Annotated in this window: 24 protein-coding genes and 1 tRNA gene; 22 read left to right on the top strand and 3 right to left on the bottom strand. The window is 64.0% G+C overall.

The window, feature by feature from the left end; genetic code table 11:
- The first annotated feature begins 16 nt into the window (after positions 1-16).
- Together EP237_RS06690 and EP237_RS23075 are read left to right on the top strand one after the other, a co-directional pair.
- Positions 17-859 carry an alpha/beta fold hydrolase gene (locus EP237_RS06690; protein ID WP_127559368.1) on the top strand — a complete coding sequence of 281 codons (843 nt, stop codon included), beginning with the start codon at positions 17-19 and terminating at the stop codon, positions 857-859.
- A 29-nt stretch (positions 860-888) separates the two neighbouring features.
- Positions 889-1113: a hypothetical protein gene (locus tag EP237_RS23075; RefSeq protein ID WP_164744640.1), complete on the top strand. Its 225-nt coding sequence runs from the start codon at positions 889-891 to the stop codon at positions 1111-1113.
- A gap of 414 nt (positions 1114-1527) precedes the next feature.
- Here EP237_RS23075 and EP237_RS06685 read toward each other — a convergent pair whose 3' ends face one another.
- Complete coding sequence (locus EP237_RS06685) at positions 1528-2442, bottom strand: LysR substrate-binding domain-containing protein (protein WP_127559366.1); 915 nt, start codon at positions 2440-2442, stop codon at positions 1528-1530.
- Between the two features lie 118 nt (positions 2443-2560).
- Between EP237_RS06685 and EP237_RS06680 the strand changes: the two genes are divergently transcribed.
- From EP237_RS06680 to EP237_RS06630, 11 genes are all read left to right on the top strand, one after another.
- Complete coding sequence (locus EP237_RS06680) at positions 2561-3427, top strand: pirin family protein (RefSeq protein WP_127559364.1); 867 nt, start codon at positions 2561-2563, stop codon at positions 3425-3427.
- A 60-nt stretch (positions 3428-3487) separates the two neighbouring features.
- Positions 3488-4120: an isochorismatase family protein gene (locus EP237_RS06675; protein ID WP_127559362.1), complete on the top strand. Its 633-nt coding sequence runs from the start codon at positions 3488-3490 to the stop codon at positions 4118-4120.
- Positions 4121-4257: 137 nt separating this feature from the next.
- Positions 4258-4797 carry an NADPH-dependent FMN reductase gene (locus EP237_RS06670; protein WP_127559360.1) on the top strand — a complete coding sequence of 180 codons (540 nt, stop codon included), beginning with the start codon at positions 4258-4260 and terminating at the stop codon, positions 4795-4797.
- A gap of 1 nt (position 4798) precedes the next feature.
- Positions 4799-5044, top strand: coding sequence for a DUF2798 domain-containing protein (locus EP237_RS06665; protein ID WP_206052255.1), 246 nt, complete (start codon positions 4799-4801; stop codon positions 5042-5044).
- 300 nt (positions 5045-5344) lie between these two features.
- Positions 5345-6040 (top strand): DUF4386 domain-containing protein, encoded by a 696-nt coding sequence (locus EP237_RS06660; protein ID WP_127559358.1) that lies wholly within the window; start codon positions 5345-5347, stop codon positions 6038-6040.
- A 437-nt stretch (positions 6041-6477) separates the two neighbouring features.
- The gene (locus tag EP237_RS06655) at positions 6478-7482 is read left to right on the top strand and encodes an AraC family transcriptional regulator (protein WP_127559356.1); all 1005 of its coding nucleotides are present in this window, start codon (positions 6478-6480) and stop codon (positions 7480-7482) included.
- 108 nt (positions 7483-7590) lie between these two features.
- The gene (locus tag EP237_RS06650) at positions 7591-8418 is read left to right on the top strand and encodes a Rossmann-fold NAD(P)-binding domain-containing protein (protein WP_127559354.1); all 828 of its coding nucleotides are present in this window, start codon (positions 7591-7593) and stop codon (positions 8416-8418) included.
- 26 nt (positions 8419-8444) lie between these two features.
- On the top strand, positions 8445-8873 hold the full coding sequence (locus tag EP237_RS06645; RefSeq protein ID WP_127559352.1) for a DUF4345 domain-containing protein: 429 nt from the start codon (positions 8445-8447) through the stop codon (positions 8871-8873).
- Between the two features lie 76 nt (positions 8874-8949).
- Positions 8950-9447, top strand: coding sequence for an anthrone oxygenase family protein (locus EP237_RS06640; protein ID WP_127559350.1), 498 nt, complete (start codon positions 8950-8952; stop codon positions 9445-9447).
- A gap of 58 nt (positions 9448-9505) precedes the next feature.
- On the top strand, positions 9506-9760 hold the full coding sequence (locus EP237_RS06635; RefSeq protein WP_127559348.1) for a hypothetical protein: 255 nt from the start codon (positions 9506-9508) through the stop codon (positions 9758-9760).
- Entirely contained in the window at positions 9757-10041 is a 285-nt protein-coding gene (locus EP237_RS06630) for a hypothetical protein (RefSeq protein WP_127559346.1), read from the top strand. The genes EP237_RS06635 and EP237_RS06630 overlap by 4 nt, the downstream gene beginning before the upstream one ends.
- Before the next feature lie 220 nt (positions 10042-10261).
- On the opposite strand, the gene EP237_RS06625 is transcribed toward EP237_RS06630, so the two are convergent.
- Positions 10262-10337, bottom strand: a tRNA-Thr gene (locus EP237_RS06625).
- Positions 10338-10494: 157 nt separating this feature from the next.
- Here EP237_RS06625 and EP237_RS06620 point away from each other — a divergent pair.
- From EP237_RS06620 to EP237_RS06580, 9 genes are all read left to right on the top strand, one after another.
- Complete coding sequence (locus tag EP237_RS06620) at positions 10495-11250, top strand: 5-oxoprolinase subunit B family protein (RefSeq protein ID WP_127559344.1); 756 nt, start codon at positions 10495-10497, stop codon at positions 11248-11250.
- Complete coding sequence (locus EP237_RS06615; RefSeq protein ID WP_127559343.1) at positions 11247-12275, top strand: 5-oxoprolinase subunit C family protein; 1029 nt, start codon at positions 11247-11249, stop codon at positions 12273-12275. The genes EP237_RS06620 and EP237_RS06615 overlap by 4 nt, the downstream gene beginning before the upstream one ends.
- Before the next feature lie 3 nt (positions 12276-12278).
- Positions 12279-13043: a LamB/YcsF family protein gene (locus EP237_RS06610; RefSeq protein WP_127559341.1), complete on the top strand. Its 765-nt coding sequence runs from the start codon at positions 12279-12281 to the stop codon at positions 13041-13043.
- 115 nt (positions 13044-13158) lie between these two features.
- Positions 13159-14535, top strand: a complete 1377-nt coding sequence (locus EP237_RS06605) for a bifunctional enoyl-CoA hydratase/phosphate acetyltransferase (protein ID WP_127559339.1) — start codon at positions 13159-13161, stop codon at positions 14533-14535.
- Positions 14532-15689 (top strand): acetate/propionate family kinase, encoded by a 1158-nt coding sequence (locus EP237_RS06600; RefSeq protein WP_127559337.1) that lies wholly within the window; start codon positions 14532-14534, stop codon positions 15687-15689. Before EP237_RS06605 ends, EP237_RS06600 begins: the two co-directional genes overlap by 4 nt.
- Before the next feature lie 230 nt (positions 15690-15919).
- A complete protein-coding gene (locus EP237_RS06595) occupies positions 15920-16378 on the top strand; it encodes a DUF1499 domain-containing protein (RefSeq protein ID WP_127559335.1) in 459 nt (152 codons plus the stop codon).
- Positions 16379-16410: 32 nt separating this feature from the next.
- On the top strand, positions 16411-17466 hold the full coding sequence (gene prfA / locus EP237_RS06590; RefSeq protein WP_127559333.1) for a peptide chain release factor 1: 1056 nt from the start codon (positions 16411-16413) through the stop codon (positions 17464-17466).
- On the top strand, positions 17463-18308 hold the full coding sequence (prmC, locus tag EP237_RS06585) for a peptide chain release factor N(5)-glutamine methyltransferase (protein WP_240661546.1): 846 nt from the start codon (positions 17463-17465) through the stop codon (positions 18306-18308). Before prfA ends, prmC begins: the two co-directional genes overlap by 4 nt.
- 296 nt (positions 18309-18604) lie before the next feature.
- Positions 18605-19183 (top strand): DUF4167 domain-containing protein, encoded by a 579-nt coding sequence (locus tag EP237_RS06580; protein WP_127559331.1) that lies wholly within the window; start codon positions 18605-18607, stop codon positions 19181-19183.
- A gap of 3 nt (positions 19184-19186) precedes the next feature.
- Here EP237_RS06580 and rsmA read toward each other — a convergent pair whose 3' ends face one another.
- The gene (rsmA, locus tag EP237_RS06575) at positions 19187-20029 is read right to left on the bottom strand and encodes a 16S rRNA (adenine(1518)-N(6)/adenine(1519)-N(6))-dimethyltransferase RsmA (RefSeq protein ID WP_127559329.1); all 843 of its coding nucleotides are present in this window, start codon (positions 20027-20029) and stop codon (positions 19187-19189) included.
- Between the last annotated feature and the right edge of the window lie 66 nt (positions 20030-20095).

Below are 20095 nucleotides of genomic sequence, written 5' to 3'. Positions count from 1 at the left end.
GCGCAGGGGAAGCTGAATGGTGCAGGTGCGAGCGAACGGTATCACGCTGGAGGTGGAGCGGCACGGTGATCCGGGCGGGGTGCCACTGGTCCTCGTCCGCGGTCTCGGTTCGCAGCTGATCCAGTGGCCCGCGCGGCTGATCACCGACCTGGTGGCGGGAGGCTGTCATGTCGTGACATTCGACAACCGAGACGCCGGATTGTCGCAGGTATGTGATGGGTCCGAGGGCTATACGCTGTCGGACATGGCCGACGATACGGTCGGTCTGATCGAGGCGCTCGGCTTAAGACAGGCGCATGTATTGGGCATGTCGATGGGGGGTATGATCCTCCAGATCATAGCGCTGAAGCATCCCGGGAGGCTTCTGAGCGGGATCGCGGTGATGTCATCGAGCCGCGCGGCCTACCTTTCGAAGGCCTCGCCCGAGGTGCAGGCAGCACTTCTATCGTCGGCTCCGAGCGGGCGACGAGAGGACGTCATCGCCCACGAGTTACAGACCGGCCGGCTCTGGCAAAGCCCGCGATGGCCCTTCGACGCCCAAGCGCGGGCGGAACAAATCGGGCAGTGCTGGGACCGCGCCTTCCGCCCCGAAGGAGTCGTGCGGCAGTACCAGGCAATCGAAGCCTCGGAACCCGACCTCGCCCGGATCGAGGAAATCTCCGTCCCCTTCATGGTGATCCACGGCACGGACGATGCGCTCCTGCCATGTGATCATGGGCGCGATATCGCCCGACGTGTGCCCGGCGCGCTGATGGTCGAGATCGAAGGGATGGGCCACGACCTGGAAGGCGACCTGCCCGGGATTGTAGCGGATCATGCACTGCGCTTCATCGAAACGGTGTTGCATCAGAGGGAGTAACATCAGTCGTAGCGCCTTCGCATCGCAGCATGGCCTTCCGCTTCCACCAGACCACAGCAATCACCACGACGGTATCGAATGGCTACGCATCCGGCTCGATTGGAGTGATCAGTTGCCTATGGAACAGCATCGGCCAGACAAGACTGGCGCGAGACGAATTGAAGATCGGCGTTACAACAACAGCCAGCGTGATGTTGCCAAGGAAGAAAGGAAAGAGGTTCCAAGCCGCAAGAACGGTGGATAGCCAAATCTGACTGGTCCGGTTTGATTGCTGGCACATGGATTGGCCTCGGGTCCATCTGGACCAAGGCTTCGGGGGCAGATGGTTTGTAGAGTGAAGCGCTCTGCTCAATCTGTCTCAAGAAGTCCCAAATAGGTCGCATGGATTCGAGGCGAATGGCCGCTTCGTCCCGCATAGCCGACCTCCACCCTTCGAAAACGCTGCACTATTTTCGAATGGCCGGTCTCGTGAAGCAGCACCGCAGCGCTCGGCCTCTAAGCCAATGGTAGGTCTGAGCCGTTCGCTCCCTACGCCCACACGCTCCACCAAGGGCGGCTTCCGGACCTTCGCCGCAAAAGCGAGCGCCACTCGGCCCGATTGCGAAAGCGGACCTTCAGCCGCCCCCACCCGCACCAGCATCTGCATGATCGACACGTGAGGCGGGTCGCTACCCGTTGCCGCCACCGCTCATGACATCCGGCAATTCGCGGCGCAGGAAGGCGGCGAAGGCATCGACCTGAGGCGGGTTGCCTCGTCGTTCGTGCATCAGAAGGCTGATTTCCGGCAAACCAGCGGTCCAGTCTGGAAGCAGTCGGGTCAGTCGCCCTGCCGCGACATCCTCGGCGCAGACATAGGCCGGCAGGGCCACGACGCCGAGTCCTTCTGCGGCCGCCTGTTTGAGGGTAGCCATGTCATCGCTGCGCAGACGCGCGGCATATGGCACCGATGCGGTCCTTCCATCAGGCCCCTGCAGCGACCAGGAATTGCCTTCGGGACGCCAGCCGAGCGCAAGTCCGGGCAGGCCTTCGAGGTCTGAGGGAGTGACCGCGACCCCTACCTGTTGCGCAAGGTCGGGTGAACCGAACAGATGCCAGGGGGTTTCAGTGATGCGCCGCTGGATCAGCCCGGAGTCTGGAAGCAGGCTGGCATGGCCCCGGATGGCCAGGTCGATGCCATCGCCGATCATGTCGGCATACTCGTTCGAGGCCTGAAGACGCAGGACGACACGCGGGTTCTCGGCCAGAAATCGCGGGACGATCCGGCTGAGCGCGAACTGCGCGACCCCGACCGAGCAGGATACGGTGACGGTGCCCTCCAACGCGTCCTTGTCTTTTCGCACCGCCGCTTCGGCGGCCACCATGCAGTCCAGGGCCATCTTGGCATGGCGGTAATAGGCTTCGCCCGCTTCAGTCAGCGACATCTGTCTCGAATCCCGGTTGAGGAGGCGCATTCCTAGGGACTCCTCAAGGGTCTTCACCTGCCGGCTGATCCGCGACTTGGGGATTCCCAAAGCCCGAGCCGCTGCCGAGAAGCCCTGTTTCTCAACGACATGCACGAGGTAGTAGGCTTGATTGAGGTCCATGCGCCGTCCCTTTCGCTCACGAGGTACGTTCCAAATACAGAACGAAGGGTTCCGAGATCAACGGATTTTCGACGCTTCGTTCCGACAGTAGGTTCAATACCAGCAAAAGGAGGCGAACATGACTGTTCAACACAAAGCTCGGACCGACATGTCCCTGGCCGCGATCACCGCGGTCCAGCACGGGGAGAAGATGAGCCGGGGCACGGGCTTCGAAGCGCTCAGCTTCATCCACCGCCAGCTTGACGGGCTGATGGATCCGCTGATCATGGTCGACCATTTCACCATGACCGAGCCGACCTTCGCGCCCCACGCGCATGCCGGGCTCTCGGCGGTGAGCGTGCTTTTCGAGGACAGCACCGGCAGCTTTCGCAACCGTGACTCGCTAGGCAACGACATTGAACTGGCCCCGGGTGATCTCTACTGGCTGAAGGCCGCCCGCGGTGCGGTGCATGACGAGGCGCCTACGCCAGGTTCGCGCACCCACGCCCTGCAGATCTTTGTGAACCTGCCCGCAGCGCAGAAGCTGGACGCACCCAGTGCGCGCCAGGTCGCCGCCGCCGAGATGCCGGTGATCGAAGGCCCGGGCCATCGGGTGCGGGTGATGACCGGCCAGAGCAACGGCGTCGTCGGCGCGACCCCGCCCGCCTTGCCGCTCACGATCCTCGATATTTCGCTGCAGGCAGGGGGAAATTTCACCCATCGCGCCGATCCCGGAGACGCCGCCTGGCTGCACCTCATCCGAGGCGAGGTCGAGGTCGAGATCGACGGAACCCGCCACCGGCTGAGCAGCGACACGGCGCTGGCCACGCATGGCGCAAAGGAGATCCGCCTGCTGAGTCGCGATGGCGGCCAAGCGGTCCTGCTTGGCGGCACCCCCTTGCGCGAACCCTTCGTGCAGAAGGGCCCCTTCGCGATGCGTGACGCGGATCAATTGGAGGCCGTCATCGCCGCCCATGCTGCCGGCAAACTGGGCGCCATCGACTGAGCCCCCCTTCACCCTGAACAGAAACCCCAACCAACCCATCAAGGCAAAGAGGAAATTCCAATGACCTTTATCAATCCTGAACCCCTGACGGCAGACAACACCGCGCTTGTTCTGGTCGACCACCAGGTCGGCCTGATGACCGGCGTGCGCGACTATCCGGTCGCGGAACTCAAGCACAATGTCGTGTGGCTGGCCAAGGCCGCCAAGGCCCTCGGGCTGCCGATCGTGACCACCACCACCTCGGCCGAGACGCTCTGGGGGCCCGCCTTTCCCGAGCTGGTCGCGGCGCTGCCCGGCCACGAGTTCATCGACCGGACCTCGGTCAACGCCTGGGATGATCCGCGCGTGGTCGCGGCGATTGAGGCGACAGGCAAGCAGAACCTGATCTTTGCTGGTGTCTCACTCGAGGTTTGCGCCGCTTTCCCTGCAATGACCGCGCAGCGCAAGGGCTACAACGCCTACGTGGCGATGGACGCATCGGGTACGTTCAACCAGACCAAGCGGGAAACCGGGCTGCTGCGCCTGTCGCAGGCGGGCGTGGTCGTCGCTGACGGGGCAAGCCTGATGGTTGAGATCCTTGCCGACAATGCCCGCCCGGTGGCCGGTGAGGTCTATGGAGCTCTCGACATGGATTGGGCGATGCTGGTCGGCCAGGTCCGGGCCAGCGCAGTGCCTGCAGACAAGGCGGCGTGAGTACAGTCAAGGCCACGCCCGGTGGCAAATCCCGGCAGAACGAGGCGGCGCTTCCCGACCTACGGAAACGCAAAGCGGATGCCGCCTCGTGATGGCCTTATTCAAATCAATCCTCCGATCCAAATAGGAGAATACCCATGAAAATCCTGGCTTTCGGTGCAAGCAACGGCAAGACCTCCATCAACAAGACCTTGGCGCAGTTTACTGCCCAGTTGGTCCCCAATGCCGAGATCGAGGTCCTGGATCTAAGTGACTACGACCTGCCGATCTTCAGCGAGGATCTCGAAAAAGAGATCGGCAAACCCCAATCTGCAAAAGCGTTCTTCAACAAGATCGGGGAAGCCGACGCGGTGATCGCCTCCTTCGCGGAACACAACGGATCCTATTCCGCCGCCTACAAGAACCTCTTCGACTGGGCGAGCCGGATCGATCAGAAAGTGTTCCAGGGCAAGCCGACAATCTTCCTGTCGACCTCACCGGGTCCCGGGGGCGCGGGCAGCGTGCTGGCGTCGGCCAAAGGCTCGGCCCGGTTCTTCGGGGTGGATCTGAAGGCGGCGGTTTCCGTTGCCAACTTCCACGACGTCTTCGATGCCGAGACCGGGCGCATCACGGAGCCAAACGCACTGGCCGCCCTGACCGCCGCGGCCGAGGCCCTGGCCCTGCAGGAGGTCGCTTGAGATGCTGGATCGTCGGCACCTTCAAAGGCTTTCGGGCTCCCTAGTCATGTCGTCTTTCATGTCGGTGGCCCTGTCAGGTGTGTTCAGCCTCCTTGAACTCGGAGTCTCATGGTCGTGGCTGCAGGTCTGGGGACAAAGCATTCTGATCGCCCTGCCGATCGCGTTCTCGCTGGACATGATGTTCGGAGACAAGCTCCGCCTTCTGTCGGCCAAACTGGCTGACAAGGCAGCAAGCGCCTGGCCATGATTGTTCAGGATAGGAAAGCAGGCGCGGGCTTTCTGAACTTGCTGCGGTGCAAGCCACCCGCGTCCCCAGAAGCCTTGCCTGCCGGTCTTCCACAGCCGTGACAGTGACCCTCATCCACTCGAAGCCCAAACCCGGCGGTCAGCCCAATGAGTGTGCGCCGGTGGCGCAATAGGCGAACGATCCCGCCTTCCTCCGCGAAGCCCCGGCCATCCTCGCGCGCGATAGCACCCCGGCGCCGACCATGGCGCCCATGCATCGGCCAAAGCAGCCTGACACCGGCCAAAACAAGGAAACCCAAGCATGACGCATTCCAGCCGATCCCCCGCCGCCGCCCTCCGCCTCGCCGGGCTGCTTTACCTGCTGATCATCGTCTGCGGACTCAGTGCAGAGATGCTGTTCCGCGGCCCACTTGTCGACTTCGGCGACCCATCCGCCACCGCGAGCGCCATTCGAAATGCGGTCGGCACGTTCCGCCTGGCCATCGCGGCAGATATCCTCATGGCTGCCGCAGATGCGGCGCTGGCGATCCTGCTCTACATCATCTTCCGTCCGGTCGCACCGGTGCTGGCGCTGGCTGCGATGGTGTTTCGGCTGATCCAGTCCGTGATGATCGCCATGAACCTGATGCACATGCAATCCGCGCTTCTGCTGATAACGGGCGTGCCCGGCCTTTCCACCCCCGAGGCCGAGGCGATGGCGCTCCACGCACTGACCCTGCACGCCCATGGCTATGACCTCGGGCTGGTCTTTTTTGGCATCAACAGCCTGCTGACCGGCTACCTCATCTGGCTGTCGGGCCTGTTCCCGCGCGTGATCGGCGCAGGGGTCGCGCTGGCCGGGCTCGTCTACCTGACCGGCAGTGCGCTGCGCTTCTTCGCGCCTATCTTGTTCGACGCCTTCGCCCCCGCCTATGGTGTGACCATTCTGGCCGAGGGCGCATTCTGCCTGATCCTGCTCTCAGGTTGGACGCGGCATCGGCGGATACGCGGCGCCTGACGCAGGCGGTCGGGCTGCCGTTCTGCGCGCGGCTCTACACGCCGCGGGTCCTTCTCGGAACTGAAGGCATCAACCCATGTCCGCCTTCTCCAAGGTCGATGACTTGTCTCCAAGACAATGCGTTCCTTGAGCGGAGCCGACCTTAATAACGAGGGCGGCCTGCTGGCCGGATCGGTGGCGACACGGAAGAGAGAGTGATTTGTTTGTGGCCACTATCCTTTCCCTGAGGACCGCTTCAGGGCATCCGCGCCGCGGCAATGGACTTCTTGATGAAGGTCAGGTCAGAGCCGTCGTCGGCATCCCGCGGATCGGGCGAAAGCAGTCCTTCGCAGCATTTGCAGGCTGGATGGAAGGTTATACAAGATCATCCAGTTAGCCGCGCATCCGGATCTGCCGCAAGCTTGGCGGTTCGTCGCGCGCATCGTAGAATGCTTGGCATGGACTATGTCACATCGCTCTTCGCGCGCAAGGTGGTCGCCGTGGCGGGTGGCGGGATCGATGCTGCGACGCTGCTGCAAAGCGTTGGGATCGCCCCCGAAGCCCCCTGGGATACCGGGCAGATGATCCCGGCCGAGAGCTACTACGACATGCTCGAAAAAATCGCTGAGCAGATAGATGCGACCGACCTGCCGGTGCGCACGGGCGCGTCCATGCGGCTCGACGAATACGGCGCGCTCGGGCTGGCCTTCAAGGCGGCGACGACGCTCGGGGCGTCCTACGCGCGGATCGAACGCTATGCGCGACTTTGGACCAGCGTTGTCGAATACGAACTGCGACCAGCGAACGGGGGCACGCTTTTCATCCTGCACCGAGAGGGCGAGCGACGCCTCGGGATGCGGCTGTCGAACGAGGCCACGCTGGCCAGCGCCGTGTCCCTTGCAAGGCAGGTTTGCCCGGTGCCGCTTGTGCCCGTGGAAGTGCTGGTCCGGCATCCCGCGCCGCGCAGGGTCGCCGCGCACGAGGACTGGTTCGGCTGTCCGGTACGCTTCGGAGCGGAACTCGACGCGATCCTCTATGCCGATGAGACGCTGGCGCGGCCCAACATCCTTGGGGACGAGGGGATCTCGCAATACCTCGCCACGCATCTTGACGCGGAACTGTCCGAGATCATCCGGGAGCCCGCGCTTGTCACACAGGCGAAAGCCGCAATCGCCCAGGCCCTCAGCGGGGGGGCGCCGAAGATGACTGATATTGCCCGCAGCCTCGGGCTCAGTGCAAGATCCTTCCACCGGCGCCTCTCCGAACACGGAGCGACCTTTCAGAGCCTCACCGAAGACACCCGCCGCGACCTTGCCGAGGGGCTCTTGCGCGACGAGAGCCATTCACTAGCCGAAATCGCGTTCCTCACCGGTTTCTCCGAGCAGAGCGCCTTTACCCGCGCGTTCAAGCGCTGGGTGGGTATGACGCCCGCGGCCTACCGTAAACATACTGTGCGCCGCTGACGGGCGCATTGGCGAGGTCGGTCAAAAGGCTGGCAAAGCCGGTCAATACCACGCGGCACCCACGCTTGTATCCCTTGGCTACCGAAACCGAAGTCAGGGAGATACCCCATGAAAGATCAACCGACCCTCGTCATTGGCGCAACCGGAAAGACCGGCCGCCGCGTCGCCAGCCGCCTCGAAGCGCTTGGCCTGCCTGTGCGGAGCGGCTCGCGAAGCTCCATAACGCCCTTCGATTGGGAGGCCCCCCAGACTTGGGCGCCAGCCCTGCGCGGGGCACGTGCGGCCTATGTCACCTACTTCCCTGACCTGGCGTTCCCCGGGGCCGTGGAAAAACTCGAATCCCTTTGCGAGACTGCGCGCGACATGGATGTCGAGCACCTCGTGCTGCTGTCCGGGCGCGGCGAACATCATGCGCGGCTGGGCGAAGAGGTTGTGCGCAATTCCGGCGTCGACTTCACCATCGTCCGGGCCGCGTGGTTCGCACAGAACTTCTCTGAAGGCTATCTGCGCGATCCCGTTCTGGCCGGCATCCTTCCGATGCCCGGCGGCGATGTCGCCGAGCCTATCATCGATATCGATGACATTGCCGATGTCGCGGTCGCGGCGCTGACCGAAGAGGGCCACAAAGGCGAGCTCTACGAGCTGACAGGCCCGCGGCTGATGTCCTTCGCAGACATGGCAGCAGACCTCTCGCAAGCCACCGGGCGCGAGATCCGGCATATCCCCATCAGCTTCGACGAATTCCATGCGACCATTTCCGAGGCTGGCGGTGCCTTCGTGGCCGACGTGTTCACTGCCATCGCACGCGAGACACTGGACGGACGCAATGCCCACACCACGGACGGCGTGATGCGCGCGCTCGGGCGGCCGCCCCGCGACTTTGCCGATTTCGCCCGTGCGGCAGCCCGAACTGGCGCTTGGAAACGCGCCGCCTGACATCACCCATTGAAAGGGAATTTGACATGAGATCCACCACGTTCGAGAAGATCGCGCTCGGCCTTTCCGGCCTTACCGCGCTCATCATCGGCGCTTTCATCCTGTTCGCGCCGCACGCCTTCTATACCAGCTACGGCATCACGCTCGGCGAAGACGCCAGCCTGCTGAGCGAATTGCGCGCCCCCGGGGCCGGTCTCGCGAGTTTCGGCCTGCTGATGCTGCTCGGCATCTGGCGGCACGCGCTCCTGCCGATTGGCATGGCGGCGGCCCTGACCGTCTTCATCGCTTTCCCGGCTGGGCGGCTGGTCGGGCTCGCGATGGACGGGATGCCGTCGGGCAGCATAATCGCCGCTCTCGTCGTCGAACTGGTCATCGCCGTGCTCTGCCTCGCAGCCTTTCGTCGCCGCCTCCGGCTGCCGACGCCCGGCTTTTCCACCGCGAAACCTGCGCGCTGAACCTGCCACGGCGGCGTGGCCCGCCTCTCCGCGCTGCCGCCAATTCCAACCCAATACTCCACGAGGAGACAGACCCATGATCGAACAACTCTTTGAAATCAGCCTCATTGCCGCAACGCTGGCCACAGGCCTCGTCGCCGGGGTGTTTCTCACCTTTTCCGATTTCGTGATGCGCGCGCTTGCCCGCGCCGAGCCCGCAGCCGGGATCGAAGCGATGCAGATAATCAACCGTGAGGTCTATCGGTCGCTGTTCATGACGCTCCTCATCGGGCTGACCATTGTCTCGATCCTGCTCGCCGTCGCCGGTATCTTCCTTGTGGGACTTGACGTGGCGCTTTGGCTTGTTGGTGCTGCCGGGTCTTACATCGTCGGCGTCATGGCGATCACCGCCCGCAAGAACGTGCCTATGAACCAGCGCCTCGACCGCATGCAGCACCGGAGCGCTGACGCACGTGCCTATTGGACCACCTACACGCGCGACTGGACCCGCTGGAACCATCTACGCTGGGTCGCCGCGCTGGCTGCCGCGATCGGCTACCTTGGTGCGACCGTCATAGTCGCCGGACAGGTGTGACCGGGTTCGGGCGGGGTCGGTCTCCCCGGTCCCGCCGCAGGTTTCGAAGGAGACGGCCGTGACCGAAGAACCGCTGACCTTTCGCCAGGCGTTTGAGACCGATCTGTTCGAGATCGTCGGTCTGCTGGCAGACGATCCGCTGGGTGAACTGCGCGAGGATCTGCGCGCGCCTCTGCCAGTGGCATACCGCGCGGCCTTTCGTACGAGGCCATGCAGGAAGCTGAGTTGCAGTGTTCCGACGATCTCCCCGTTACGCTCTGTTACGACGAGCAACTGGCTCGGATCGTTTTCGATTGTGGAAATGCGCATGTGATCTTCTTCGACAACCGCGCCGCCAGCCCCGATCCGCAGACCTCCGATGTCTGGTGCGACGACTACCGGACGAACGTGCATCACACGTTGAAGCAGAAGCGCCTTACCTTCGCCCATCTCGAAAACTTCCTGTCTTGCTCCAATCCCGAAAACCGCTTTGAGCGCAGATCGAGATGGATCGAAATGACGCCAGATGGGCGGTGGCGTGCCTTTGACCGGGAAGAGCTGCTTGCGCGCGACAAGGCGAGCCTCGATCTGTCTGGCTTCGAGATGCGTCCATGACGGATCTCGACACCTTGCCGGAACCGGAGGTGCTAGCTGAAGAGATCATAGAAAATCTTCGTTCAGCGTCGGCAAGCTTCGATGATGTGATTCAGGAGACGCCATAGTCTGGCGACGGGTGTCTCCCGGTTTGGAAATGTCACAAGGTGAACAGCTGAATGATTGGATTTTCTATAATTCTGAGTAGAAAATTGGAAACAAACAATATTCTGGGATTTTATGGTGCCGGTCGAGGGACTCGAACCCCCGACCCCCTGATTACAAATCAGACGCTCTACCAGCTGAGCTAGACCGGCACGGGGCACTCGATATGAAATTGCAGGGCCGGATACAAGAGCGAATGCGTCTGACCGATGGCCGGGTGCAGCGGCGCAGGAAAATCACTCGTCCGGGCCTTGCAACCACTCCGCAGGGGCCGCACCATGGCCGCGGACCATGAGGGACAGTCAAGCCATGGGTGGCAAAGAACAACAAAGCGGGTTTCCCCGGCTCCACCGGATGGGCGAGGCGGGCCTTCTGGTCGAATTCGGTGATCGCCTGTCGATGGCCGTCAATGCCGCGACGCTGGCGTTCCGGGCGGCCGTCGAGGCCGCCGCGTGGGACGGTGTCGAGGAAAGCGCCACGTCGCTGAAATCGGTGTTCCTTCGGTTCGACCCGGTCCGGCTGAGCCATGACGCGCTCGAAACCGCTCTGAGCGACCTGCTGAAAAGCAGTGACTGGTATGGCGTGCCCTTGCCTCATGGACGCAAGCTGTGGCGCGTGCCCACTGTGTTCGGGGGGGATCATGGCCCACAACTGGAAGAGGCGGCCAGCATGGCCGGGCTGTCGCCGGATGATGCGGTCGCGCAGATTGCCCAGACACCGGTTCGGGTGCTGACCATCGGATTCTCACCGGGGATGCCCTATCTGGGCCAATTGCCGGAGATGTTTGATATTCCTCGGAAAACAGAATTGAATCCGCATGTGCCGGCAGGCGGTCTGGCCTTGGCGATCCGCCAGTTGGTTCTGTTCCCCGTCGGCACCCAGACCGGGTGGCGCTGGATCGGGCGGGCGGCGATTGACGTGTTCGGCCAGCAGGCGGAGCAGCCCTTTCCCCTGACCGCGGGCGACGAGATCCTGTTTCAGCCGGTCACGGCTTCGGCCTTCGAGGATGCCTGGGCCGGGGTGGAAGCCGGTCGGATGATGGCAAGTTGCGAGGCCCTGCCATGAGCGCGGCGCTACAGATCCTGTCCGCCGGGCCGGGGCTGTCCCTGCAGGATGCGGGCCGGCCGGGGCTTCTGTCCAAGGGATTGTCGCGCGGCGGTGCGATGGATCCGCAGGCGCTGGCAGAAGGGGCGGCGCTCTTGCGGTCTGATCCGGACCGGGCGCTGGCCATCGAGATGGCCGGGGCAGGGGGCACCTTCCGCGCCGAGGGTGCGGATCTGCTGATCGCCCTGACTGGCGCGCCGATGACGGCGGAGATCGAGGGGGTGCGCCTTCACTGGTCTGGCAGCCATGTGTTGCCGCGTGGCGCGACGCTGAAAATCGGTGGGGCGCTTAAGGGCAGCTATGGCTATCTCAGCATTGCGGGGCTAGACGCGGCAGAGATCCTCGGTGCGCGGTCCGCCCATATCTCTGGCGGGATCGGCGGGCGTTTGCAGGCAGGCGACCGGCTGACCTGTCGTCCTGCACCCGATGCGGGGGGTATGATGATTGCCGCCGATGATCGCTTTTCGGGCGGCGAAATCCGTATCCTCCCCTCGGTGCAGACCGATCAATTCGACACCGATACGCTCGCCCGTCTGGAAACCACGGCCTTTCAAAAGGATGCCCGCGCCAGCCGCATGGGAGCGCGAATGGGCCATGAGGGCCCGGGCTTTTCCTCGGATGCGCATCTGGCGATCCTGTCGGAGATCATCGTGCCCGGCGATGTGCAGGTGATCGGTGACGGCTCGCCTTTCGTGCTGCTCAATGAATGCCAGTCCATGGGGGGCTATCCCCGCATCGCGACCGTGATCAGCGCCGATCTGACCAAGGTCGCGCAAGCGGCACCGGGCAGCCCGATCCGCTTTCGGTTCGTGACGCTGGACGTTGCGCTGTCCGCGCGAACGTCGCTTGTTAAACACCTGAAATCGCTTCCTTCCCGCGTGCAGCCCCGGGTGCGCCACCCCGGTGACATTTCCGACCTGTTATCCTATCAGCTGGTGGGCGGCGTGATTTCCGCCCATCATGATGCCCATGAAGAGGAGATCTGAGCCATGACCATCCGCGTCGATCTGAACGCCGATATGGGCGAAAGCTTTGGCCCCTGGCCCATGGGCAATGATGCCGAGGTGCTGAAGGTCGTGACCTCGGCCAATGTGGCTTGCGGGTTCCATGCGGGTGACCCGAGCGTGATGGCCGAGACGATCAAGGTGGCACAGGCCAACGGCGTCGGCATCGGCGCGCATCCGGGCTTTCCCGACCTGCAGGGCTTTGGCCGCCGCCGCATGCATATGGGGCGCGAAGACCTGCAAAATGCGATCCGCTATCAGTTCGGGGCGATCCGGGGTATGGCAAAGGCGCTTGGGGCCGAGGTGCGGCATTTCAAGCTGCACGGGGCGCTCAGCAATATGTGCTCCGAGGATGAGGAGATGGCGCGCGCCTGCTATGAGGCGGCGCTGTCGGTCGATCCCGATGTGATCATCTTCGTTCTGGCCTCGACCGCGCAGGAACCGGCTGTGAAGGCACTCGGGGCCAACTACGCGGGCGAGATCTTTGCCGACCGGGCCTATAACGACGACGCGACGCTCGTTGACCGCAGCCTGCCCGGCGCGGTGATCCATGACGCGGACCGGGCCGCGAAACGCATGGTCGAGATGGTCAAGGCGGGCGCGATCATCGCGGAATCGGGCAAGGTGATCCCGTCGCGCGTCGACACGATCTGCCTGCATGGCGACAATGAGACCGCACTGCAAATTGCCCGTGCGGTGCGTGCGGGGCTGGAGGCGGAAGGCGTCAAACTGGCCCCAGTGGGGGCATGAGTCTGGCCCTGTCGCCTTGCGTCATGATCCTGTTTCATGGCCGCCATATCGTCACCATGCGCCTGAGTCGCGAGGCTCCCCTCCTCGTGTGCGCTTCTGCCCGGAGGTCAGCCCCATGACCACGCTCTCCAACACCCCTTACGAGTCGCTCAAGGTGGGAATGGAGGCTGCCTCCCCTCGGCTGGTCACCGCCGATGATCTCTACGTCTTCGCCAATTCCAGCGGCAATCATAACCCGATGCATCTGCCGCGAGAGGATGGCGATGGCGACGGACGGCCCGAGGCGATTGCGCCGGGCATGTGGGTGGGGGCGTTGATCTCCTCCGTTCTGGGCAACCAGCTGCCGGGGCCGGGGACGCTGTACAAACGCCAGACCCTGACCTTTCTCGACCGCGCCCACGCGGGCGAGACGCTGGTGGCCAAAGTGCGGGTGGCGGAAAAGCTGCCGGGCAATGTCGTGTGTTTCGAGACATGGGTGGAACGCGATGACGGCTTGCGCATCTGCGAGGGCACGGCCGAAGTCGTTGCGCCGGACCGCCCGATGAGCTTCGATGACATGGACGTGCCCGCGCTCACGGTGCAGCGACACCAGCATTTCGACCGGCTGCTGGAACTGGCCGCCCCTCTGCCCGCTCTGGCCACCGCCGTTGTGGCCCCGGAAAAGCCCGATGCGCTGAACGGGGCGCTTCTGGCGCGGGGCCATACACTGATCGACCCGATCCTTGTGGGCTGCGCCAGGAAAATCGCCGTTGCGGCGGAAGAACTGGGCGCGGATCTGACGGGGATCGAGATCATCGACGTGCCCGACAACCGGGCCGCCGCCTTGCGTGCCGTGGCGTTGATCCATGAGGGCCGGGCCAAGGCGCTGATGAAGGGGCATCTGCATACCGATCAGTTGCTCCATGCGATCCTGAAGAAAGAAGGCGGCCTGCGCACCAATCGCCGCCTCAGCCATGTCTTCGTGATGGATGTGCCGGGGCTCGATCATCTTCTGTTCGTGACCGATGCGGCGATCAACATCGCGCCCGATCTCGATTGCAAGGTGTCGATCTGCCAGAACGCGATTGATCTTGCCCTGTCGCTTGGCATTGCACAGCCCAAGGTGGGGGTGCTGTCGGCGGTGGAAACAGTGACGCCCTCGATCCCCTCGACGCTGGATGCGGCCGTACTGTCGAAAATGGCCGACCGGGGCCAGATCACCGGCGGGCTGGTCGACGGGCCGCTTGCCATGGACAACGCCATTAACCTTGAGGCGGCGCGCACCAAGGGCATCACCGGGCTGGTGGCGGGCCATGCCGACATCCTGCTGGCCCCCAACATGGAAGCGGGCAACATGATTGCCAAGGAACTGAGCTTCCTTGCCCATGCCGAAGCTGCGGGCGTGGTGATGGGGGCGCAGGTGCCGGTGATCCTGAACAGCCGCGCCGATGACGACAAGGCGCGGCTGGCCTCTTGCGCGGTGGCTGCACTCTATGCGGAAAGCCTAAAATGACCGGCGTGATCCTGACCCTCAATGCCGGGTCCAGCTCCATCAAATTCGCGCTCTACGGGGCAGGGGACACGCCCGTGTTGGAGGCGTCCGGCATGGTCGACGCCATCGGCCCCGAGGCGCGGCTGGTCCTTAAGCCGGAGGGCGGAGACAAAAGTGTCACAGCGCTTGGCCGCACCGACCATGTGACGGGGGTGACCGCGATCCTGACCGCGCTGGATCCGCTGCTGTCCGGGCGCCCGGTTCTGGGGGTCGGGCATCGGATCGTGCATGGCGGCCCAGATATAGACGGCCCGCGCGTGCTGGATACCGCCCTACTGGACCATCTGGCCACGCTGCAACCGCTTGCACCGCTTCACCAGCCGCACAACCTTGCCGCCGTCCATGCCGCGCGCGCGGCCTTTCCGGACGCGATTCAGGTGGGGGCGTTCGACACCGCCTTTCATCGCGGCCATCCGCGGGTGCATGACCAATTTGCCCTGCCGCGCCGGTACTATGAACAGGGCGTGCGCCGCTATGGCTTTCACGGGCTGAGCTATGACTACATCGCCGGGCTGATGGCGCGGGACGCCCCCGATCTGGCGCGCGGCAAGGTCATCGTGGCGCATCTGGGCAATGGCGCGTCCCTGGCGGGGATTGATAACGGTCGCTCGATCTCATCGACCATGGGGTTTTCGGCGCTGGAGGGGCTGTGCATGGGCACCCGGCCCGGTCAGGTCGATCCCGGCGTGCTGCTGTATCTGATGAAAGAAGAGGGCATGGGCTATGAGGACCTGACCCGGCTTCTTTACAAGGAAAGCGGGATGCTGGGGCTGTCCGGGATCAGCCACGACATGCGGGAATTGCTGGCCTCGGACGCGCCGGAGGCGGAAGAGGCCATCGCCTATTACTGTGCCCGGCTTGCGCGGGAAATCGGGGCGATGGCGGCTGTTCTGGGCGGTTTGGATGCTCTGGTCTTCACCGGGGGCGTGGGGGAAAACGCGGCCCCGATCCGGGCGCGTGCGCTGGAGGGGCTCGGGTTTCTGGGGCTGTCCCTGGATGGCGAGCGGAACGCGCGCAATGCGCGTGCTATCCATTCGGGCAAGGTGCCTATTCTGGTGCTGCCCACGGATGAAGAACAGGTCATCGCCCGCGCCACCCTGTCCTGCCTGGGATGAGCGTTGCGATGTCACTCCCGCTGAGCCCGACTGCCGAGGCGGCTGGAGCTTTCGACCCTTCCGCTGTCGCCTGTTTTCCACGGCTGTTGGACCGGGGGGCGGGCTTGTCCCCCCGGCCGAAAGGCGGTGGATAGACCCGCATTAACCTTACCCGGACTTGATCCCCTCAAGCTTTATCCTTCACGCTGCGTCAGGATTGCCATTCCGACCCCGCGTCCCATCTATGTCCCATGCGCTATATTCTCCTGTTCCTCCTGCTGCCTGCTGCCCTGCTGATCTACATCCGGGTCTCGCCCATGTCGGTTGATCGCTGGCATGTCGATCCGGCGACGGCCCCACGCCCGGACAGGCCCAATGCCTATCTGATGCGCGACGGGGATGGCGATGCCCCGGCGTTGATCCTGCCCGCATCGCCAGCCGAGGTTGCGATAGCCCTTGATCAGCTTTTGGCCACGGCCCCGCGGGTTACCCGACTGGCTGGCAGTGCAGCAGACGGCCATGTCACCTACGTGCAGCGCAGTCGGATCATGGGCTTTCCTGACGCGATTTCCATCCGGCTGAGCCCGGAGGGGGATGGAACGCGGGTAGAAGTGTTTTCCAGATCCCGCTTTGGTTACTCTGATGCAGGGGTCAATGCAGCCCGCGTCACGCGATGGATCAACCGGCTGGAGGCCGCTCTAGGCTCTTGACGGCGCGCGCGCCCCGCGCCACACCGCCTGTCATGTTGCCCGCAGACCGCCTGACCCAGATCACCGAACGGTTCGAGTTTCTCGAAGCGCGGCTCAATGCCGGTCCCGCCGCTGACGAGATCGCGGGGATCAGCCGGGAATATTCCGACCTGAAGCCTGTCGTCGACCAGATCGCCACCTATCGGCGGATCCTGTCCGACATCGCCGAGGCTGAGGCGATGCTGGACGATCCCGATATGGCGGAGCTGGCAGAGGAGGAGTTGCCGCAGCTGCGCGACGCGCTGCCCGAGGCCGAAAAAGCCCTTCAGCTTGCGCTTTTGCCCAAGGATTCCGCCGATGCCCGCCCGGCGATGGTGGAAATTCGTCCCGGCACCGGCGGCGACGAGGCAGCGCTGTTCGCGGGCGATCTGTTGCGCATGTATGAACGCTACGCCGACGCGCGCGGCTGGAAGCTGGAGATCATCGAGCAACAGCTGACGGAACTGGGCGGCATCAAGGAGGTCGTGGCGCATGTGAGCGGCGAGGGCGTCTTTGCCCGGCTGAAATACGAATCCGGCGTGCATCGGGTGCAACGGGTGCCAACCACGGAATCGGGCGGGCGCATTCACACCTCTGCGGCCACCGTCGCCGTGCTGCCCGAGGCCGAAGAGGTCGATATCGACATTCCGGCGGGTGACATCCGCATCGACACGATGCGCGCCAGCGGGGCAGGGGGGCAGCATGTCAACACCACCGATTCCGCCGTGCGGATCACGCATATTCCGTCAGGCATCGTGGTGACGAGCTCCGAGAAATCGCAGCACCGCAACCGGGAGATTGCCATGTCGGTCCTGCGCGCCCGGCTTTTCGATCTGGAACGCCAGAAGGCCGCCGATGAACGCGCTGCGGATCGCAAGGCGCAGGTGGGTTCCGGCGACCGCTCGGAACGCATCCGCACCTATAATTTCCCGCAAGGGCGCATCACCGATCACCGCATCAATCTGACGCTCTACAAGCTCGATCAGGTGATGCAGGGCGATCTGGATGAGCTGATCGACGCGCTGATCTCGGACGATCAGGCCCGGATGCTGGCGGAGATGGAGGGGTGAGCGACCAACCCCTGACCGTGACCACTGCTCTTCGTGCGCTGAAATCCGAAATGGACTATGACGGCGTCAACCTGCCCATGAACGAACTGCGGATGCTTCTGGCCCATGCCATGGGGATAGACCCTGCGCGCCTGACCCTGATGGCGCAGGATGAGGTGGCGCCGGAGCATTTCCAAGAGGCGCGGCGGCTCTACACGCGAAGGTCCCTCGGTGTGCCCATGTCCCATATCCGGGGCTATCGCGATTTCTATGGCCGCCGCTTCACCGTGAGCGACAAGGTTCTGGACCCGCGCCCGGACACCGAGGCGCTGATCGCGCTGGCCCTGCAGGAACCATTTTCGGAGGTTCTGGACCTGGGCACCGGATCGGGTTGCATCCTGATCACGCTTCTGGCGGAACGGCCCGAGGCCATGGGCATCGCCACCGACCTCTCGACGGATGCTCTGACGGTGGCCGAGGCCAATGCCGACAAATTCGAGGTGCTGGAACGCGCCGCCTTTCTGCACAGCGACTGGCTGGACAGCGTGGGCGGGCAGTTCGATCTGATCGTCTCCAACCCGCCCTATATCGCGCTTGACGAGATGCAGGACCTGTCCGCCGAAGTGCTTCACGAACCGCGTATGGCGCTGACCGATGAAGGGGATGGACTGTCCGCCTACCGCACCATCGCCCAGGAGGCGCCCAAGCATCTCGAGCCGGGCGCTCGGTTGATGGTCGAAATCGGCCCCACCCAAGGGAGGGCCGTGAGCGAATTGTTTCGCAGGGCACGGCTTGAAGATGTCCAGGTGCACCCCGATCTTGATGGCAGGGACCGCGTCGTTCTGGGCAGAAATCCCGTCTGACTGAGTGTTTCGGGCAGCATGTCGCGCGATAATTCCGCCAGTCCCGGCTTAAAACGCCGCATAAGGGGCAGTTTCCCCTTGTTTTACCGGGGAACCCGTGGTTACACAGGGGCAGCGGATGCGGAATGGACATCAGGCCATGCCCCCGCGGTTCACCCTCAAACGAGACGAAGACAGCAGGGAAAACCGCAAAAGCAGGGGCAAGCTGCAAGGTCCAGCCGGACTGGCGGAATTGCCTGACCATCGCGTGCCCCGCATCCCAATGACACCAGGACAGCTGGAACAGATACAGACACATGAGATCATCAAAAAACCGTTCGCGGTCCAAGGGCAATCGCAACAACAACAACCGCTCTATGGGCAATATCGTCAATCGCGTGTTCGACAGCTCCGGCCCCGAGGGCAAGGTTCGTGGAACGCCGCAGCAGATCATTGACAAGTACAACCAGCTGACCCGTGACGCGCAGCTCGCCAATGACCGGGTTGCCGCCGAGAATTTCCAGCAACATGCCGAGCACTATGCCCGCATGTTGGGTGAGGCGCAGCGAGAGCAGGACGCCCGCCGGGCCGAGCAGGAAGCACAGCAGCAGGCCCGTGAGGCGCGCCAGTCCCGAGACGATGACACGGCCCAGGATCAGGGCAGCAAGCCCGACGCGCAGGACCGGCCAGAGCCTGCCCCCGCAGCGGCCGCCGAAAAAGGCTCCTTCGATGATGTGATCGACGTGCCCGGTTCTGGTGACAGCGGTCTGGTCAGCACGCCCGAAAGCGCGCCAAAGCCCAAACGCCCTCGCACCCGCCGGGCCCCCAAGAAGGCGGCCGAAAGCCAGGGCGACGCGGCCAGCTCCCCGGAAGAAGGCCCGCAGGCTGCGGAATAGGCCTCAGCCCGCCGCGATCTGGCGGGCAAGCGCACAGAACCCTTCGATGGGGACCTGTTCGGCCCTGTCGGTAGGCGTCAGCCCCGCAGCCAGAATGCGATCCTCGATATCCGGCGCCAGCCCTTTCAGGGCGGCGCGCAGCATCTTTCGCCGCTGGTTGAACCCGGCGGCGACGACGCGTTCCAGCACCTTGGGATCGGCCTCGAACCGGGGCGCGGGCAGGGCGGTCAGATGCACCACGGCCGATTTCACCTTGGGGGGCGGCGTGAAGGCCTCGGGCGGCAGCGTCAGCGCGATCCTGGCACTGCACCGCCACTGGGCCAGCACCGCAAGCCGCCCATAGGCCTTGCCGCCCGGTTGCGCGACGATCCTCTCAGCCACTTCCCGCTGAAACATCAGCGTCAGGCTTTGCCATTGCGGCGGCCACAGCTTCGGCGTCAACCAGCGTATCAGCAGTTCCGTCCCCACATTATAAGGCAGGTTCGCCACGACCTTGATCGGCGGCGTCAGATGCGCGGCCCAATCGACCTGCAACGCATCCTCGTTCATCACCTCCAGCTGACCGGGATAAGCCGCCGAGATCTCCGCCAGCGCCGGCAAGCACCGCGCATCCTTCTCGATCGCCACCACCCGCCGCGCGCCCTCGGCCAGCAACCCGCGCGTGAGGCCACCGGGGCCGGGGCCCACCTCCAGCACATCGCAACCGGTCAGATCGCCGGCAGCGCGGGCAATCTTGGCGGTCAGGTTCAGATCCAGCAGGAAATTCTGCCCAAGCGCCTTTCGCGCACTGAGCCCATGGGTCGCGATCACCTCGCGAAGCGGCGGCAGCCCGTCAATCGTCGCCATGCAACACTCCATTAAGGTTAACGCGCGCGCCGCCCCCTTTCAGCTTGGCAAAAATACCTCGGGGGA

The organism is Nioella ostreopsis, assembly GCF_004000255.1.
GTDB lineage: Bacteria > Pseudomonadota > Alphaproteobacteria > Rhodobacterales > Rhodobacteraceae > Nioella > Nioella ostreopsis.
This window is presented reverse-complemented; position numbering and strand designations above follow the sequence as displayed.

What these genes read in the sequence shown, in the direction of transcription:
- EP237_RS06595 (WP_127559335.1), top strand. Translation starts at nt 15,920, where the DNA reads ATGCGCTATATTCTCCTGTTCCTCCTGCTGCCTGCTGCCCTGCTGATC.
- EP237_RS06605 (WP_127559339.1), top strand. Translation starts at nt 13,159, where the DNA reads ATGACCACGCTCTCCAACACCCCTTACGAGTCGCTCAAGGTGGGAATG.
- EP237_RS06685 (WP_127559366.1), bottom strand. Translation starts at nt 2,442, where the DNA reads ATGGACCTCAATCAAGCCTACTACCTCGTGCATGTCGTTGAGAAACAG.
- prfA (WP_127559333.1), top strand. Translation starts at nt 16,411, where the DNA reads ATGTTGCCCGCAGACCGCCTGACCCAGATCACCGAACGGTTCGAGTTT.
- EP237_RS06610 (WP_127559341.1), top strand. Translation starts at nt 12,279, where the DNA reads ATGACCATCCGCGTCGATCTGAACGCCGATATGGGCGAAAGCTTTGGC.
- EP237_RS06620 (WP_127559344.1), top strand. Translation starts at nt 10,495, where the DNA reads ATGGGTGGCAAAGAACAACAAAGCGGGTTTCCCCGGCTCCACCGGATG.
- EP237_RS06655 (WP_127559356.1), top strand. Translation starts at nt 6,478, where the DNA reads ATGGACTATGTCACATCGCTCTTCGCGCGCAAGGTGGTCGCCGTGGCG.
- EP237_RS06665 (WP_206052255.1), top strand. Translation starts at nt 4,799, where the DNA reads ATGCTGGATCGTCGGCACCTTCAAAGGCTTTCGGGCTCCCTAGTCATG.
- EP237_RS06675 (WP_127559362.1), top strand. Translation starts at nt 3,488, where the DNA reads ATGACCTTTATCAATCCTGAACCCCTGACGGCAGACAACACCGCGCTT.
- EP237_RS06615 (WP_127559343.1), top strand. Translation starts at nt 11,247, where the DNA reads ATGAGCGCGGCGCTACAGATCCTGTCCGCCGGGCCGGGGCTGTCCCTG.
- EP237_RS06580 (WP_127559331.1), top strand. Translation starts at nt 18,605, where the DNA reads ATGAGATCATCAAAAAACCGTTCGCGGTCCAAGGGCAATCGCAACAAC.
- EP237_RS06650 (WP_127559354.1), top strand. Translation starts at nt 7,591, where the DNA reads ATGAAAGATCAACCGACCCTCGTCATTGGCGCAACCGGAAAGACCGGC.
- rsmA (WP_127559329.1), bottom strand. Translation starts at nt 20,029, where the DNA reads ATGGCGACGATTGACGGGCTGCCGCCGCTTCGCGAGGTGATCGCGACC.
- EP237_RS06600 (WP_127559337.1), top strand. Translation starts at nt 14,532, where the DNA reads ATGACCGGCGTGATCCTGACCCTCAATGCCGGGTCCAGCTCCATCAAA.
- EP237_RS06660 (WP_127559358.1), top strand. Translation starts at nt 5,345, where the DNA reads ATGACGCATTCCAGCCGATCCCCCGCCGCCGCCCTCCGCCTCGCCGGG.
- EP237_RS06690 (WP_127559368.1), top strand. Translation starts at nt 17, where the DNA reads ATGGTGCAGGTGCGAGCGAACGGTATCACGCTGGAGGTGGAGCGGCAC.
- EP237_RS23075 (WP_164744640.1), top strand. Translation starts at nt 889, where the DNA reads ATGGCCTTCCGCTTCCACCAGACCACAGCAATCACCACGACGGTATCG.
- EP237_RS06645 (WP_127559352.1), top strand. Translation starts at nt 8,445, where the DNA reads ATGAGATCCACCACGTTCGAGAAGATCGCGCTCGGCCTTTCCGGCCTT.
- EP237_RS06680 (WP_127559364.1), top strand. Translation starts at nt 2,561, where the DNA reads ATGACTGTTCAACACAAAGCTCGGACCGACATGTCCCTGGCCGCGATC.
- EP237_RS06670 (WP_127559360.1), top strand. Translation starts at nt 4,258, where the DNA reads ATGAAAATCCTGGCTTTCGGTGCAAGCAACGGCAAGACCTCCATCAAC.
- EP237_RS06640 (WP_127559350.1), top strand. Translation starts at nt 8,950, where the DNA reads ATGATCGAACAACTCTTTGAAATCAGCCTCATTGCCGCAACGCTGGCC.